The sequence below is a fragment of the Actinoplanes sp. NPDC026623 genome, assembly GCF_040638275.1.
GTDB lineage: Bacteria > Actinomycetota > Actinomycetes > Mycobacteriales > Micromonosporaceae > Actinoplanes.
Genome location: NZ_JBEZXZ010000009.1, coordinates 47793 through 62700 on the forward strand (window position 1 = coordinate 47793; position 14908 = coordinate 62700).

General features: G+C 72.3%; 15 protein-coding genes. 5 read left to right on the plus strand and 10 right to left on the minus strand.

The window, feature by feature from the left end; translation table 11 throughout:
* Nucleotides 1-66: 66 nt before the first annotated feature.
* Genes AB0F10_RS04605 through rimP form a run of 3 tightly spaced genes read right to left on the minus strand, consistent with a single transcriptional unit; the run spans nt 67 to nt 2133 of the window.
* Complete coding sequence (locus tag AB0F10_RS04605; RefSeq protein WP_360620422.1) at nt 67-468, minus strand: YlxR family protein; 402 nt, start codon at nt 466-468, stop codon at nt 67-69.
* Nucleotides 446-1462 (minus strand): transcription termination factor NusA, encoded by a 1017-nt coding sequence (gene nusA, locus AB0F10_RS04610; protein ID WP_360620423.1) that lies wholly within the window; start codon nt 1460-1462, stop codon nt 446-448. Before nusA ends, AB0F10_RS04605 begins: the two co-directional genes overlap by 23 nt.
* Entirely contained in the window at nt 1459-2133 is a 675-nt protein-coding gene (rimP, locus tag AB0F10_RS04615) for a ribosome maturation factor RimP (RefSeq protein ID WP_360620424.1), read from the minus strand. Before rimP ends, nusA begins: the two co-directional genes overlap by 4 nt.
* Nucleotides 2134-2350: 217 nt before the next feature.
* On the opposite strand from rimP, the gene AB0F10_RS04620 reads away from it, so the two are divergent.
* From AB0F10_RS04620 to AB0F10_RS04630, 3 genes are read left to right on the plus strand one after another with little or no spacing between them, the layout of a single operon-like run.
* Entirely contained in the window at nt 2351-2812 is a 462-nt protein-coding gene (locus AB0F10_RS04620; RefSeq protein ID WP_360620425.1) for a hypothetical protein, read from the plus strand.
* A 49-nt stretch (nt 2813-2861) separates the two neighbouring features.
* Nucleotides 2862-3284: a ferritin-like domain-containing protein gene (locus tag AB0F10_RS04625; RefSeq protein ID WP_360620426.1), complete on the plus strand. Its 423-nt coding sequence runs from the start codon at nt 2862-2864 to the stop codon at nt 3282-3284.
* A 40-nt stretch (nt 3285-3324) separates the two neighbouring features.
* The gene (locus AB0F10_RS04630) at nt 3325-4035 is read left to right on the plus strand and encodes a nucleotidyltransferase domain-containing protein (RefSeq protein WP_360620427.1); all 711 of its coding nucleotides are present in this window, start codon (nt 3325-3327) and stop codon (nt 4033-4035) included.
* 12 nt (nt 4036-4047) lie between these two features.
* Here the strand turns inward: AB0F10_RS04630 and map are convergent, their stop codons facing one another.
* Nucleotides 4048-4905, minus strand: a complete 858-nt coding sequence (gene map / locus AB0F10_RS04635) for a type I methionyl aminopeptidase (protein ID WP_360620428.1) — start codon at nt 4903-4905, stop codon at nt 4048-4050.
* 118 nt (nt 4906-5023) lie between these two features.
* On the opposite strand from map, the gene AB0F10_RS04640 reads away from it, so the two are divergent.
* Nucleotides 5024-5341 carry an STAS domain-containing protein gene (locus AB0F10_RS04640; RefSeq protein WP_360620429.1) on the plus strand — a complete coding sequence of 106 codons (318 nt, stop codon included), beginning with the start codon at nt 5024-5026 and terminating at the stop codon, nt 5339-5341.
* Between the two features lie 7 nt (nt 5342-5348).
* Here the strand turns inward: AB0F10_RS04640 and AB0F10_RS04645 are convergent, their stop codons facing one another.
* Entirely contained in the window at nt 5349-8990 is a 3642-nt protein-coding gene (locus AB0F10_RS04645) for a SpoIIE family protein phosphatase (protein WP_360620430.1), read from the minus strand.
* Between the two features lie 87 nt (nt 8991-9077).
* Between AB0F10_RS04645 and AB0F10_RS04650 the strand changes: the two genes are divergently transcribed.
* Complete coding sequence (locus tag AB0F10_RS04650) at nt 9078-9650, plus strand: HD domain-containing protein (RefSeq protein ID WP_360620431.1); 573 nt, start codon at nt 9078-9080, stop codon at nt 9648-9650.
* Here the strand turns inward: AB0F10_RS04650 and AB0F10_RS04655 are convergent, their stop codons facing one another.
* From AB0F10_RS04655 to AB0F10_RS04675, 5 genes are all read right to left on the minus strand, one after another.
* Nucleotides 9651-10400 carry a gamma-glutamyl-gamma-aminobutyrate hydrolase family protein gene (locus AB0F10_RS04655; RefSeq protein ID WP_360620432.1) on the minus strand — a complete coding sequence of 250 codons (750 nt, stop codon included), beginning with the start codon at nt 10398-10400 and terminating at the stop codon, nt 9651-9653.
* A 58-nt stretch (nt 10401-10458) separates the two neighbouring features.
* The gene (locus AB0F10_RS04660) at nt 10459-11145 is read right to left on the minus strand and encodes a gamma-glutamyl-gamma-aminobutyrate hydrolase family protein (RefSeq protein ID WP_360620433.1); all 687 of its coding nucleotides are present in this window, start codon (nt 11143-11145) and stop codon (nt 10459-10461) included.
* Nucleotides 11146-11370: 225 nt separating this feature from the next.
* Nucleotides 11371-12180 carry a 3-oxoacyl-ACP reductase gene (locus AB0F10_RS04665; protein WP_360620434.1) on the minus strand — a complete coding sequence of 270 codons (810 nt, stop codon included), beginning with the start codon at nt 12178-12180 and terminating at the stop codon, nt 11371-11373.
* On the minus strand, nt 12146-13507 hold the full coding sequence (locus AB0F10_RS04670) for an aldehyde dehydrogenase family protein (RefSeq protein WP_360620435.1): 1362 nt from the start codon (nt 13505-13507) through the stop codon (nt 12146-12148). Before AB0F10_RS04670 ends, AB0F10_RS04665 begins: the two co-directional genes overlap by 35 nt.
* A 35-nt stretch (nt 13508-13542) precedes the next feature.
* Nucleotides 13543-14889 (minus strand): glutamine synthetase family protein, encoded by a 1347-nt coding sequence (locus AB0F10_RS04675; protein ID WP_360620436.1) that lies wholly within the window; start codon nt 14887-14889, stop codon nt 13543-13545.
* Nucleotides 14890-14908: the final 19 nt, after the last annotated feature.

The following is a 14908-nucleotide window of genomic DNA, read 5'->3' on the forward strand; positions in this document are numbered from 1 at the left end:
GAGCAGCGCCCGCCGACCTCACTCGTGCACTAGAAGCCTGGTCATTTCAGGGACTTCATCGTGTGCTCATCTGGGTCGTCCTACCTTGCTGGACATGGATGGGGCACTTACCGCTCCATCATCGGTTGTTCCCCGCGGCACGGAGACCGCGCGGATGTGCTCGGCAAGCAATCCGGTGTCAGCAACACCGGTGAGTCGCAGCGCGCGCCCGAAGGCACGACGCCGCTCCGCCTGCGCGAAACAGGCCGGATCAGGATGCAGATGCGCTCCCCGACCCGGCAGTCGACGGCCCGGATCGGGCTGAAGCCGGAGGTCACCCTCCGCCCCGACCGCGACGAACCGCAGTAAATCGGAGGCCGGCACGCGTGAGCGACACCCAACACAGGTTCGTGTCGGCCCGGCCTCCCGAAAGTCTACCCCGCGTACCGGACGCTCGCGTATCCGGTCAGCTTCCGGTCTCGGCGGCATCGCGCTCCACGGCCGGATTGGGCTCGTTGTCCGGCCGGATGTCGATGCGCCAGCCGGTCAACCGGGCCGCCAGCCGGGCGTTCTGCCCTTCCCGCCCGATAGCCAGGGAGAGCTGGAAGTCCGGCACCGTCACCCGGGCGGTCCGGGTGGCCGCGTCGACGACCTCGACCCGCAGCGCCTTGGCAGGCGAGAGGGCGTTGCCGACGAAGTTCGCCGGGTTCTCCGAATAGTCGATGATGTCGATCTTCTCGCCGTGCAATTCGCTCATAACGGCCCGGACCCGCTGGCCCATCGGGCCGATGCAGGCACCCTTGGCGTTGACGCCGGTCACCCGGGAATGCACCGCGATCTTTGTACGGTGACCTGCCTCACGTGCGATCGCGGCGATCTCCACCGTGCCGTCGGCGATCTCCGGCACCTCGAGGGCGAAGAGCTTCTTCACCAGACCCGGGTGGGTGCGCGACAGGGTGATCTGCGGCCCGCGGAAGCCCTTGGCGACGTGCACCACGACGCAGCGGATCCGGGATCCGTGCTCGTAGCTCTCCCCCGGCACCTGCTCGGCCTGCGGCAGGACCGCCTCGAGCTTGCCCAGGTCGACGATGACGATGCCCTTCTCGGCGCGCGCCGCGTCGGCCTGCACGATGCCCGTGACCAGGTCACCGTCCCGGCCCGCGTACTCGCCGAAGTGCACCTCGTCGGTGGCCTCGCGCAGCCGCTGCAGGATGACCTGCTTGGCGGTCATCGCGGCGATGCGGCCGAAGTCGTGCGGTGTGTCGTCCCACTCGCGCACGATCGTGCCGTCGGCATCCAGCTCCTGGGCGAAGACCTGGGCCGCGCCGTTCTTACGGTCGATCTCCACCCGGGCGTGGCCCTCGGCCCCGTCCGTGTGCCGGTACGCGGTAAGCAGCGCTGTCTCGATCGCCGCGAGGATCGTCTCGAACGGGATCTCCCGCTCGCGCTCCAGGGCGCGCAGCGCCGCGAGGTCGATGTTCATCTCCCCTCGCCCTCCCCATTCTCGTCGTCGTCTTCATCTTCATCTTCGTCGTCCGGCTCGTCGTCGTCCGGCTCTTCCTCGTCCGGGAAGACGGCCTCGTCCAGCCGCTTGAACTCGATCTGCACCTTGCCGGGTCCGAGGTCGGCGTAGGGAACCTCGCGGCTCTTGCCGGCGACGTCCAGCACGATGCCGGCCTCGTCGGCGGAGGTCACCCGGCCGGTCAGCGAGCGGCCCGCGACGGTGACCGTCACCAGCCGGCTCACGTTGCGCCGCCAGTGCCGGGGGTGGGTCAGCGGCCGGTCCACGCCGGGCGAGCCGACCTCGAGCTGATATTCGCCCGCCAGGACCTCGCCGCCGGTCTCCTCGGCGGTGTCGAGAGCCTGGGAGATCTCCCGGGACACCACCGCGACGTCGTCCAGGCTGATGCCGCCGTCCGCGTCGACCAGCACGCGGACCACGTGCCGCCGGCCCGCGCGGGACAGGCCCACGTCCTCGAGGTCGAAACCCGCGGCGACGACGACCGGCTCGATGACCGCGCGCACGCGGGACCTCGCGGCCACCAGGTCGATGCGCGGAGCAGCGGAGGCTCGCGTCTCTGCGACGGCGTCGCGATTGCGGCCGCCACTGCGACGGCCGGTCGGCCGGGCACCGCCGCGATCACGCTGCGTCATCGGGCCCAACCCTTCTGCTCGAATGTGGCGGGCGGCAGGGGCTCCGCACGCCGAACGCCGGGAACACCGGGATGCCACCGGGGCGAAATCCCCGGCGGCTGACGCAGAGCGTAACGCGCCACCGGCGCCGCCCGGCCGCCGCCGCTCCGAATCCGCGCCATGCGCAGGTCAGCGACGTCCACGCCGGGACATGGCCGCGATGGTGTTGACTGACCGCGTGAAAAGACGTCAGCTGATCCGCGTAGCGGCCGGCGCGACGCTGAGCGCGACGACGCTGGCGGGCTGCGGGCTCCTCGACGACGACCCCGAGCCCGTCCCGCCGCCCGACGCGTTGCAGCCGGTGCTGGACGAGGCGTTGCAGCTGGCGGCGGCGTACGACCGGGCGGTGCTGGCCGAGCCCGGGCTCGCGAAGCGGCTGCAGCCGCTGGCCGAGGACCACCGGGCCCACGCGGCCGAACTGGCCCGGGTGATCGGCGTGACGCCGCCCTCCGGCGCGCCCTCGTCGAGCGCGCCCGCGCCGGGCGGCGACGCGGCCGACTCGGTGGCGACCCTGCGCAAGGCCGAACTGGCGGCCATGAAGACGGCCTCCGCCGCCTGCCGGACCGCGCCGGCCGCCCGCGCCGGCCTCGCCGGCTCGATCGCCGCCTCCCGCGCCACCCACGCGGAGGCGCTGCGGTGAGCGACCCCGCGAGCGAATCATCAACTCGGCACCCGGCGGAGGCGATGGCATGAACGAGCAACTGCTGGCGGCACTGGCGGCGGAAGAGGCCGCCATCTATGCGTACGGGGTGCTCGGGGTGAAGCTGACCGGCGAGGGTGACCTGGCCGAGGCGCGCTCGGCCGAGGCGGCCCACCGCGGCCGGCGCGACGCGCTGGTCAGCCGCCTGTCGGCGTTGAAGGCCAGCGCCGCGCCCGCCCCCGCCGGTTATGAGCTGCCGTTCGAGCTCACCGACCGGGCCGGCGCGGTGAAGCTGGCCATCCAGATCGAGGACGGCCTCGCGCAGGCGTGGCGGGCGGTGCTGCCGGCCGGCGAGGGCGCCGACCGGGCGACCGCGCTGAACGCGTTGATCGAGGCGGCGGTCCGCGCCACCCGGTGGCGGCGCCTCGGCGAGGTCACCCCGGTGACGATGGCCTGGCCCGGAAGCGCCTGAGAAGCTTTCACACTTCGGGTTCTTGCCCGAGAATGACGCAGTGTCGCAGGACGAGTACGACCTGGCCAACCCCCGCTGGCACCTGGCCACCCGGCTCCGTGACGTGATCCTGCGCCGCTGGTCGGCCGAGGTGCGGGCCATCGGCGTGCACGGATCGATGGCGCACGGCGACGACTCCGACAGCAGCGACCTCAACCTGCAGGTCGTCACCTACAAGCCGAACGCCGGACCGCGCGCCGCCCTGCGCCGGGTCGACGGCATCCTGGTCGATCTCAGCGTCGGCACCGCCGACGACTGCCTGCGCCGGGCCACGGAGCTGACCCCGCGCTGGCCGCTGGAGGCGGACCGCTACCTGAACACCCGCGTGCTGTTCGACCCGCGCGGCTGGTTCGGCGACCAGCGCGACGCGCACCTGGGCAAGCTCGCCGAGACCCGGCCCGGCGAGTTCTCCGGGCTCGCCCGGCGCAACTGGTGCGTCGCCTCGGCCGCGCACGCCAGGGCGGTACGCCTCGCCGAGTGGTACGAGACCGACGCCGCCCTGGTGCTGCTGGCCGAGGCGCGGCTGCACGCCGCCATGGTCACCGGCCTGTTCGGCCGCACGTACTTCCGCAACCGCGCCGACGCGGTCAAGCGCACCGGCCTCGCCGGGGCGGACGCGACCGAGCTCGGCTCGGTGCTGCACGCGCAGGCGGAGGAGCTGACCGCCCGGGGCCGCCCGGTCGACGGCTCCCTCGGCTCGCTCTTCGAATGACGGCCCGCGCCGTCAGGGAAGGGTCAGAATCTCGTAACCGTCGTCGGTCACCACCAGGGTGTGCTCGAACTGCGCCGTCCACTTGCGGTCCTTGGTGACGACCGTCCAGCCGTCACTCCAGGTCTCGTACTCGTGGGTGCCGAGGGTGATCATCGGCTCGATGGTGAAGGTCATGCCGGGCTCCATCGCCACGTCGAGCCGCGGGTTGTCGTAGTGCGGAATGTAGAGCCCGCTGTGGAACGTCTCGCCGATGCCGTGGCCGGTGAAGTCGCGGACCACGCCGTAGCCGAAGCGGCGCGCGTAGGCCTCGATGACCCGGCCGATCGCGTTGATCTGCCGCCCGGGCGCGACCGCGCGGATGCCGCGCATCATCGCCTCGTGGGTGCGCTCGACCAGCAGCCGGGCCTCCTCGCTGACCTCGCCGACGCAGAAGGTCGCGTCGGTGTCGCCGTGCACCCCGTCGATGTACGCGGTCACGTCGACGTTGACGATGTCACCGTCCTCGAGCACCGTGGTGTCGGGGATGCCGTGGCAGATGACCTCGTTGAGCGAGGTGCAGCACGACTTGGGGAAGCCCTTGTAGCCCAGCGTCGACGGGTATGCACCGTGGTCGCAGAGGAACTCGTGCACCACCCGGTCGATCTCGTCGGTCGTCACGCCCGGCTTGCAGTGCTCGCCGGCGAGTTGGGTCGCCTGCGCGGCGATCCGCCCGGCGACGCGCATCCGCTCGATGATCTCGGGGGTCTGCACGTGGGAGCCGCGCCATTCCTTCGGACGCTTCTTCCCGACGTACTCAGGGCGGGTGATCTGAGGTGGCACCGCCCGCCACGGCGACTGCTTTCCCGGAACCAGAGGGGCACGAACGGTCATCGGCCCACCTTATCGCCGCCGGTCCGGGGCACCCTGCGGTGTGACGCTAGTTTGCCCGCCCGGCTGACCCCGATGACCGGCTGTTGCCGCCCCCGGGCCGCTGTGTAATCGTGTCAGTGTGGATCAAGACGGCACCGAGACGATCTTCTCGGTAAGCACCTCGACGGACGGCGATCGCGCCACCGTCGTGGTCGGCGGCGAGGTCGACATGGCCACCGCCGACGCCATGTACGGGGCGGCTACCGACGGCGGCGTCGGCCGCGTCACCCTCGACCTGCGCGAGGTCACCTTCTTCGACTCCGCCGGCATCCATGCGCTGATCAGGCTCGCGGCGCGCTATCCGGGCGCACTCGAGGTGATCCCGTCGCCGCCGGTGCACCGGGTGCTCGAGATCGCCGGCCTCGCCGGCCAGCCCTGGCTGCTGCCGCGCGGCTGAGGGCCCGTCACGGCCGGCCGATCGGCCGCCGCAGGGTCACCGTGGTGCCGGTCTCGGAGCGGTCCACCGAGAATTGCGACAGCGCGCCGATCAGCGCCAGCCCGCGCCCGCGGAAGCCGGCCGAGGTGGCCGGCCGCCAGCTTCCGGTGTCCCGTACGGTCGCCGTCACGACATCGTCGCCGACCGAGGCCTCCACTGTGATCATCGGCTCGGCCGGGTCGATCGGGTGCTCGATCGCGTTGGCCGCCGCCTCCGAGACGGCGATGGTCAGGTCGAAGACGTCGTTCTCGGGCACGCCGTTCGCGGTCAGGAAGTCCTCAAGCCGGTGCCGCAGCACGCGCAGCCGGGTCGGGTCGGCGGGCAGCCGCAGCACGAACTCGCGCGGCTCGGTGGCCTGCAGCGCGAGCAGCGCGATGTCGTCGCGGCGGGGCTGCTGCGCGGCCTTGGCCAGCAGGCGGTCCAGCAGGTCCTCGACGTGCTCGGCCGGCTTGGCCAGCTCGGCCCGCAGCTCGGCCAGGCCCGTGTCGATGCCCTGGCGCCGGTCCTCGATCAGGCCGTCGGTGTAGAGCAGCAGCCGCTGCCCCGGTGCCAGCTCCGACTCGAGGGTGGGATAGCTGACGTCGCCGAGCGCCCCGATCGGGGGCCCGAGCGCCTTCGCATAGAGCAGCACGCCCTCCTCGCCCGGGGCGGCCACTATCGGCGACGGATGCCCGGCCGAGGAGTAGTGCAGCTGCCCGGTCCGCGGGTCGAAGCGGACGCAGACGACGGTCGCGAACTGGCTCACGCCGAGGTTGTCCACCAGCCGGTTGAGCCGGCTCAGCGACTCGCCGCAGTCGAATCCCTCCAGGATGTACGCACGCAGCGCGTTCCGGAGCTGGCCCATGCCGGCCGCGGCGTGCACGCCCTTGCCGACCACGTCGCCGATGACCAGGAAGAGCTGGTCGTCCGGGGACAGGAAGACGTCGTACCAGTCGCCGCCGACCTCCGCCTCGGAGCTGCCGGGCAGGTAGCGGCTCGCCACGATCGCCCCGGACACCCGCGGCAGCGAGTGCGGCAGCAGGCTGTGCTGCAGCGTGCTGGCGATGCGGTGCTCCGCCTCGTAGAGCCGGGCGTTCTCCAGCCGCAGGCCGACGAGCCGGGCCAGCTGGGTGAGCAGCACCGGCTCGAGCGGGCCGTCCACACCGGACCAGACGCTCAGCTCGCCGAGCGTCGCGCCGGAGGTGTCGAGCAGCGGCAGGACGACGTCCGGTGTGTCCGCGGCGGCGGCACCGCCGTCCACCTCGGCCCGGGCACCCGGGACGGTGAACACCACGCGGCCCGCCGAGGTCATCGCCCGCACGTGCCGGGCGGCGACGTCGAGCACCTCGGCGGTGGTCCGGACCGTGTTGACCGCCGCGGCCGCGTCGACCAGGCCGCGCAACCGGCTGATGATCTGCCTGCGGGCCTGGCCCAGCTCGAGGTTGGCCCGGACCCGGGCGGTCAGGTCACGCACCGAGAACGGCTTGACCAGGTAGTCGTCGGCGCCGGCCGAGAGCCCCTCGACCGAGGACTCCTCGCCGGCCCGGGCGGAGAGCACCACGATCGGCACGTCCCGGGTGCGCTCGTTGGCCCGCAGCTCCTTGATCAGGGCGAAGCCGTCCAGCCGCGGCATCATCACGTCCGTCAGGACCAGGTCGAAACGCTCCGTCCGGGCCCGCTCCAGCGCCTCCGCCCCGTCCACCACGGCCGTGACGTCCCAGTGCCGCCGGAGCAGCCGCGCGACGTGGTCGCGCAGGTCGGCGTTGTCGTCCACGAGCAGCACCCGCCCCCGGCCCGCGTCGTGCACCACGCCCGGATCGACCTCGGCGGGATCGGTGTCGTCCAGCCACCAGTGCGCCTCCTCCACGTAGAGGCGGGCCTGGTCGTCCGGGGCGGCCGGGTGCCCATCGTCGATGACCCGGTCGGCGGGCAGGTGCGCCGTGCCGAGCGGGATCTCGACGGTGAAGGTGCTGCCCGCGCCCGGCTCGCTCCGCGCGGTCGCGGTGCCGCCGTGCAGCTCGGCCAGCTCCCGGACCAGGGCCAGGCCGATGCCGGTGCCCTCGTGGCTGCGGGACCAGGAACCGGTTACCCGGTGGAAGCGGTCGAACAGCAGTCGCTGTTCGGCGGCGGGGATGCCGACGCCGGTGTCGCTCACCTCGAGCACCGCGAAGCCCCGGCGCTCGGCGACGCCGATCCTGATGCCGCCGGCGCGGGTGAACTTCACCGCGTTGGACAGCAGGTTGAAGACGATCTTCTCCCACATCTCGCGGTCGATGTAGGCCGGCTCCGGCAGGGTCCGGCAGTCGACGTCGAGCCGCAGCCCCGCCCGCTCGGCCGCGGACCGGAACGTGCTGGCCAGCCTGGCGGTGTAGTCGGCCAGATCGGTCGGCCGGTAGGCGGCGCCGAGCCGGCCGGACTCCAGCCGGGAGAAGTCGAGCACGGTGTTGACCAGCTTGAGCAGGCGCATGCCGTTGCGCTGCATCGGCAGCAGGCGCTCCCGCTGGTCGTCGCTGAGGCCGGGGCCGGCGAGCAGGTCCTCGAGCGGGCCCAGGATCAGCGTCAGCGGGGTCCGGAACTCGTGGCTCACGTTCGAGAAGAAGTTGGTCTTCGCCGAGTCGAGGGCGGCCAGCGCGGCGGCGCGGCGGCGCTCCTGCTCGTAGGCGCGCAGGTTGGCCACCGCGCGGGAGATCTGCGCGGTGACGAGGTCGAGGAAGTCGCGGTAGCCGCGGTCCATCGCCAGGAAACGGCTGACCCCGACGATCAGCACCCCGACGTCGCCGGTTCCGGCACCGATCGGCAGCACCAGCGCCTCGGGCGCGGCGGACTCGGGCGGCGGATCGACGGCGTCGGCGACCGGCAGGCTGCCCGGCCGGTGTGAGCCCATGACGGCGTCGACGACCCGCCGCGCCTCGGCGCCGAGCGGCGGGCAACCGGAACCCGGCCGGCCGCAAACCCCGGCCAGGGTCGGCTCGCCGCCGTCGACGGGATCATCGAGGTAGAGGGCGGCGAACGGCACGTCCGCGTCGTTCTCGCCGAGGACCCGCACGACCTGGGTGCCGAGGGCGCTCTGGTCGGGTGAGTCGGCCAGGCGGGAGCCGAGGGCGCTGAGGGTACGCACCCGGCGGTCCGCGAGGACCCGTCGGGTGGTGTCGCTGACGATGCAGAAGACGCCGCCGACGCTGCCGTCGCCGAGCCGGATCGGGTCGTAGGAGACGTCGAAGTAGGTCTCCTCGAGGAAGCCGTGGCGCTCGATCATGAACAGGTGGTCGGCGGCGTAGAACGCCTCGTCGCGGGTCACCACGTCGCGGAAGAGCTCGTGCAGCAGCGACCAGGTCTCGGCCCACATCTCCCGCCCCGGCCTGGCCAGGTGGCCGGGATGCTTGCTGCCCACGGTGGGCAGGTAGGCGTCGTTGTAGAGCGCGCAGAACTCGGGCCCCCAGAAGAGGACGATCTGCGACTTGGAGGCGAGCATCGTGCAGACGGCGTTGGTCAGTTCCGGCGCCCAGCCGGACGGGTCGCCGAGGGGTGTCGGCGCCCAGTCGAGCTCGAGCATGCGGCGGCCCATCTCGCCGCCGCGCTCGAACGCCGTCCGCAGCCGCTCCGGCAGGGCGCCGTTCGCGCTCGCCCGCATGCGTCCTCCCGCGGATGATTCGGCCGTAAGTTCTGGCACGGTAACACCGACGGCGCCCGCATTTGCGCCGCCGCTAACCTTGCGCGCGTGACGTCCCGCCGGCTCGACCTCGCGCTGACCGAATCGCCGCTGCGTCCCCTTCCGGGACCGGCGGCCGAGCTGCTGCGGGAGCTGGCCGCCCCGCCGCGGCTCGGCGCCCACCTGCGGCTCGTGCACGACGTGGCGTGGTCGCTCACGGACCTGCTGGGACGCCGCCGGCCGGACCTGGAGTTCGACACCACGGCGGTGCTGTTCGGCGCCGCGACGCACGACATCGGGAAGACCATCCACGTGGGCGAGCTGTCCGGCCCGGGGCACGAGCACGAGGAGGCGGGCCGCGACCTGCTCCTGCGGTACGGCGTGCCGGCGCACCTCGCGCGTTTCGCGGGCAGCCACTCCAGCTGGCACGACCCGGACGTCGGCCTCGACGACCTGCTGGTCAGCCTCGCGGACCAGATCTGGCGGGCGGCCCGGGTGGAGGACCTCGAACGGCGGGTGTGCACCATGCTGGGCGGTGCGCCCTGGGAGGCGTTCCTGGAGCTGGACGACGTGCTCCGGGACCTCGCCGCGGGCGCGGACGGCCGGCTGGCGTTCCAGGCCTCGTATCCGATCGCGGTCTGATCAGGCCGCGACGGCGGTGCCGCCCAGGCCCGAGCGGTAGGCCGCGGCTTCCACCAGGGCCGCGAAGACGCGCAGGTCGCCGGTGCGCTCCGGGTGCCACTGCACGCCGAGGGCGAAGTACCGGTCGCGGTCCTCGATGATCTCCACGACCCGGTCCTCCGGGCACCATCCGGCGACCGTGAAGCTGCCCGGGTCGTCGATCGCCTGGTGGTGGAACGAGTTCACGGTGAGCCTCGGGCCGAGCAGCGTCCGGGCGACCGAACCGGACCGCAGCACCACGTCGTGGCGCCCGAAGTCCGAGGAGTCGGCGGCGAGCGGGTCGGTGCCCGGCGCGGCCCGGTGCCGCTCGTGGCCGATCAGGTCGGGCAGGTGCTGGTGCAGGGTGCCGCCGGTGGCCACGGCCATCACCTGCAGGCCCCGGCAGACGCCGAGCACCGGCAGGCCGGCATCGAGGGCGGCGCGCATGAGCATCAGCTCGGAGGCGTCCCGGACCGGGTCGGACTCGGTGGCGGGGTGCGGCTCGGCCCCCCAGTTGCCGGGATCGACGTCGCCACCGCCGGCGAGGACGATGCCGTCGAGCGAATCGAGCACGTCCGTCCCGGGATCGTCCGGAGTGATCAGAACCGCGCGGCCGCCGGTGGCGTGCACGGCTCTGACATAGGACATCGGCAGCATGCTGACCAGCTGGTCGTTGCTGCCATACCTGACCTGCTGGGCGTACGCGGTCAATCCGATCAATGGCCTGCGCATATTTGTGCGATCCTCCTCACCCTGCAAAACCTGCGTATCGGCCGCCCGCCGACGTTCCTTAGGCTCCGGCGGCCGCCACCACGGCCCCGAACAGCCGTTTGTCGCGTGTCACCTCTGGATGCCACTGCACGCCCAGGACGAAACGCCGCGCCGGATCCTCGACCGCCTCCGGGACCCCGTCACCGGCCCGGCCGGTGATCGTCAGCGAGCCCGGATCGTCGACGCCCTGATGGTGGAAGCAGTGCACCCGGGTGTCGTCGCCCATCAGGTCGGCGATCCGGCTGCCCTCGGTGAACCGGGCCTCGTGCATCCCGTAGACGCCCGGGGCGGGCCGGTGCCGCTCGTGGCCGAGCACGTCCGGGAGGTGCTGGTGCAGCGTGCCGCCCGCGGCGATCGTCAGCAGCTGCATGCCCCGGCAGACGCCGAGGATGGGCAGGTCCCGGGCGAGCGCGGCCCGGGCCAGCAGCATCTCGGCCGCGTCCCGCTCGGGCCGGACGACCGTGTGCGGGCCCGGCTCGGCGCCGTACAGCTCGGGGCCGAGGTCGGCGCCGCCGCTGAGCACGAGACCGTCGAGCACCCGCAACACGTCGGGGTCGAGATCGTCGGGCGGGATCAGGACGGCCCGGCCGCCGGCCCGGGTCACGGCCGCGACGTAGTCGTGTGGCACCAGTGTGGTGGGCAGCTCATGCCACACACCCCAGGTGGCGGGCTCCACATAGGTGGTGATGCCGATGACGGGTCGCATCTTTCAAAGGTATCCAGGCCCGGTTACGGATCGGGTCTTCCAGGCTGCCGATCCCGCGGCGATCCCGGGTGCGCGGCGCCCGCTCGTGGCGGCCGGACGCCGCGCCCGGACCCTCGGACCGCCCGTGCAGCGATCGCAGCGTGCACAAACGGAGGTACGGCCCCTGCGCCCGGCGCGAACCGGACGTACCAGGTGCGGTGCCCTGTGTCAGGTGTTGCTAAACAGTCACAGGGGTGTCACATAGGCGCCGGTGATACCGCCGTCGACGACGAACTGCGACGCGGTCATGAAGGACGCGTCGTCGCTGGCCAGGAACGCCACCGCCGCCGCGATCTCGGCGGGCTCGGCGAAGCGGCCCATCGGCACGTGCACCAGGCGCCGCGCCGCGCGTTCGGGGTCCTTGGCGAAGAGCTCCATCAGCAGCGGGGTCGCGACCGGGCCGGGGCAGAGCGCGTTGATCCGGATGCCCTCCCGGGCGAACTGCACGCCCAGCTCGCGGGTCATCGCGAGCACGCCACCCTTGCTTGCCGTGTACGCGATCTGCGACGTGGCCGCGCCCAGCAGCGCCACGAACGACGCGGTGTTGATGATCGAGCCCTTGCCCTGCCGCCGCATGTGCGGGATCGCGTACTTGCAGCAGAGGAAGACGCTCGTGGTGTTCACCCGCAGCACGCGCTCCCATGCGTCCAGGCCGGTGACCAGGATCGAGTCGTCGTCCGGCGGCGAGATGCCGGCGTTGTTGAACGCGATGTCGACCCGCCCGTGCCGCTCGGCCACCCCGTCGAAGAGCGCCCGGACCGCCTCCTCGTCGCTGACGTCGCAGGCGACGAACTCGCCACCGACCTCCTCGGCCGCGGCCTTGCCGGCGTCGGCCGCGATGTCGACGCAGACGACGTGAGCGCCCTCGGCCGCGAACCGCCGGGCGGTGGCGAGGCCGATGCCGCTGCCGGCGCCGGTGATGACGGCGACCCGATCCTGCAAACGTTCCACAGATGACCCCTCAGCTGTCCGTCGAGATGAAGACGTTCTTGACATCGGTGAACGACAGCAGCGCGTCGGGGCCCAGCTCGCGGCCGAGGCCGGACTGCTTCATGCCGCCGAACGGCGTCCAGTAGCGCACCGACGAGTGCGAGTTGACGCTGAGGTTTCCGGTCTCGACGCCCCGCGAGACGCGCAGCGCCCGGCCCAGGTCGCGGGTCCAGATGGAGCCCGAGAGCCCGTACTCGGTGTCGTTGGCGAGCCGGATCGCCTCGGCCTCGTCGCGGAACGGCAGGACCGACAGGACCGGCCCGAACACCTCCTCGCGCCAGTGCGGGTCGTCGGCCGAGCGGGCGAGCAGCACGGTCGGCGGGAACCACCAGCCGTCGCCGTCGGGCGCGGCACCGGCGAACGCGACGTCGGCGCCGTCGGTGTAGGAGGCGACCTTGGTGCGGTGCCCGGCGGAGATCAGCGGGCCCATCTCGGCCGTCTCGAGTGCCGGGTCCTGCACCCGGAACGCCTTGACCGCCGGCTCCAGCAGGGCGAGGAAGCGCTCGTAGACGGAGTCCTGCACGAGCAGCCGGGACCGGGCGCAGCAGTCCTGGCCGGCGTTGTCGAAGACGCCACCCGGCGCGCTCGCGGCCGCGCGTTCCAGGTCGGCGTCGGCGAACACCACGTTCGCGCTCTTGCCGCCCAGCTCGAGGGTCACCCGCTTCACCTGGTCGGCGCAGCCCGCCATGATCGACTTTCCGACCTCGGTGGAGCCGGTGAAGCAGACCTTCCGCACGGCGGGATGGGTGACGAAGCGCTGCCCGACCACGCGGCCCTTGCCGGGCAGCACCGTGAACACGTCCTCGGGCAGGCCGGCCTCCAGCGCCAGCTCACCGAGGCGGATCGCGGTCAGCGGGGTCAGCTCGGCCGGCTTGAGCACCACGGTGTTGCCCGCGGCGAGCGCGGGCGCGAAGCCCCAGCCGGCGATCGGCATCGGGAAGTTCCACGGCACGATGATGCCGACCACGCCGAGCGGCTCGTGGAAGGTGACGTCGAGGCCGCCGGCCACCGGGATCTGGCGCCCGGACAGCCGCTCCGGCGCGCCCGCGTAGAAGTCGAGCACGTCGCGGACGTTGCCCGCCTCCCAGCGCGCGTTGCCGATGGTGTGGCCCGAGTTGCGGACCTCCAGCCCGGCCAGCTCCTCGATGTGGTCGCCCACCACGGCGGCGAAGCGCCGCAGCAGCCGCGCCCGGTCACCGGGGGCGACCTCGCGCCACGAGAGGAAGGCGCGCTGCGCCCTGGCGATCGCGGCGTCCGTCTCGGCGAGGCCGTTCGACGGCACCTCCCGGAACACCGCCCCGGTCGCCGGATTGATCACCTCAGTGCTGTCCACACGCCACCTCCCCGATGATCATCACACGCTCCGGGTCACAGGCGCTCGAATCCCCGGCGGAGCTCCCAGTCGGTGACGGCGGCGTCGAAGGCGGCCGTCTCGACCTTCGCCATGTTCGTGTAGTGCGCGACCACGTCGGCGCCGAACGCCTGCTCCGCGACCGGGCTCAGCTCCCACAGCTCGGACGCCTCCCGCAGCGTGCCGGGCACCCGCGGCGCGGTGGCGTCGGAGTAGGCGTTGCCCGTGAACTCGTCCTCGAGCTCGAGCTCGTGCTCCAGCCCGTGCAGCGCCCCCGCGACCAGCGCGGCGATCGCCAGGTAAGGGTTGACGTCGCCGCCGGGCACCCGGTTCTCCACCCGCATGCCCTGACCGTGCCCGGCCATCCGCAGCGCGCAAGTGCGGTTGTCGACGCCCCAGCGCAGCGCGGTCGGCGCGAACGAGCCCGGCTGGTAGCGCTTGTAGGAGTTGATGTTCGGCGCGAAGAGCAGGCTGAACTCGCGCATGGTGGCGAGCAGGCCGGCCACCACCCGCTGCCCGGTGACGCTCAGGTGCGCCGGCCCGTCGCCGAGCATCGCCGAGCGGCCGTCGGCGCCGCGCAACGAGAAGTGGATGTGGCAGGAGTTGCCCTCGCGCTCGTTCGGCTTGGCCATGAAGCTGAGCGACATGCCCTCCTGCGCGGCGATCTCCTTGGCGCCGTTCTTGTAGACGACGTGGTTGTCGGCGCAGGTCAGCGCGTCCGCGTAACGGAAGGCGATCTCGTGCTGGCCGAGGTTGCACTCGCCCTTGGCGCTCTCCGGCACGAGGCCGGCGCCGTACATCTCGTTGCGGATGCGGCGCAGCAGCGGCTCGACCCGGGCGGTGCCGAGCAGCGAATAGTCCACGTTGTATTGGTTTGCGGGGGTGAGGTGGCGGTAGTCCTTGCTGAAGGCCTGCTCGTAGGTGTCCTTGTAGAGGACGAACTCGAGCTCGGTGCCCGCATAGGCGGTCAGGCCGTGGTCGGCGAGCCGGTCGAGCTGCCGGCGCAGAATCTGCCGGGGCGACGCGTAGACGGCCTCGCCGCCCGTCGTCTCCAGATCGGCGAGGACCATGGCCGTGCCGGGCTGCCAGGGCACCCGGCGCAGCGTGCCGAAGTCGGGCCTCATCACGAAGTCGCCGTAGCCGCTGTTCCACGAGGACATCGCGTAACCGTCCACGGTGTTCATGTCGACGTCGACCGCGAGCAGGTAGTTGCAGCCCTCGCTGCCGCCCCGCACGACCTCGTCCAGGAAGAAGCGGCCGTGCAGCCGCTTGCCCTGCAGCCGGCCCTGCATGTCGGTGAGCGCGAGCAGGACGGTGTCGATGCTGCCGTTCGCGACGGCGACGTCCAGGTCCTCGAGTTCCATGGGAGCAGTCCTATCGCGT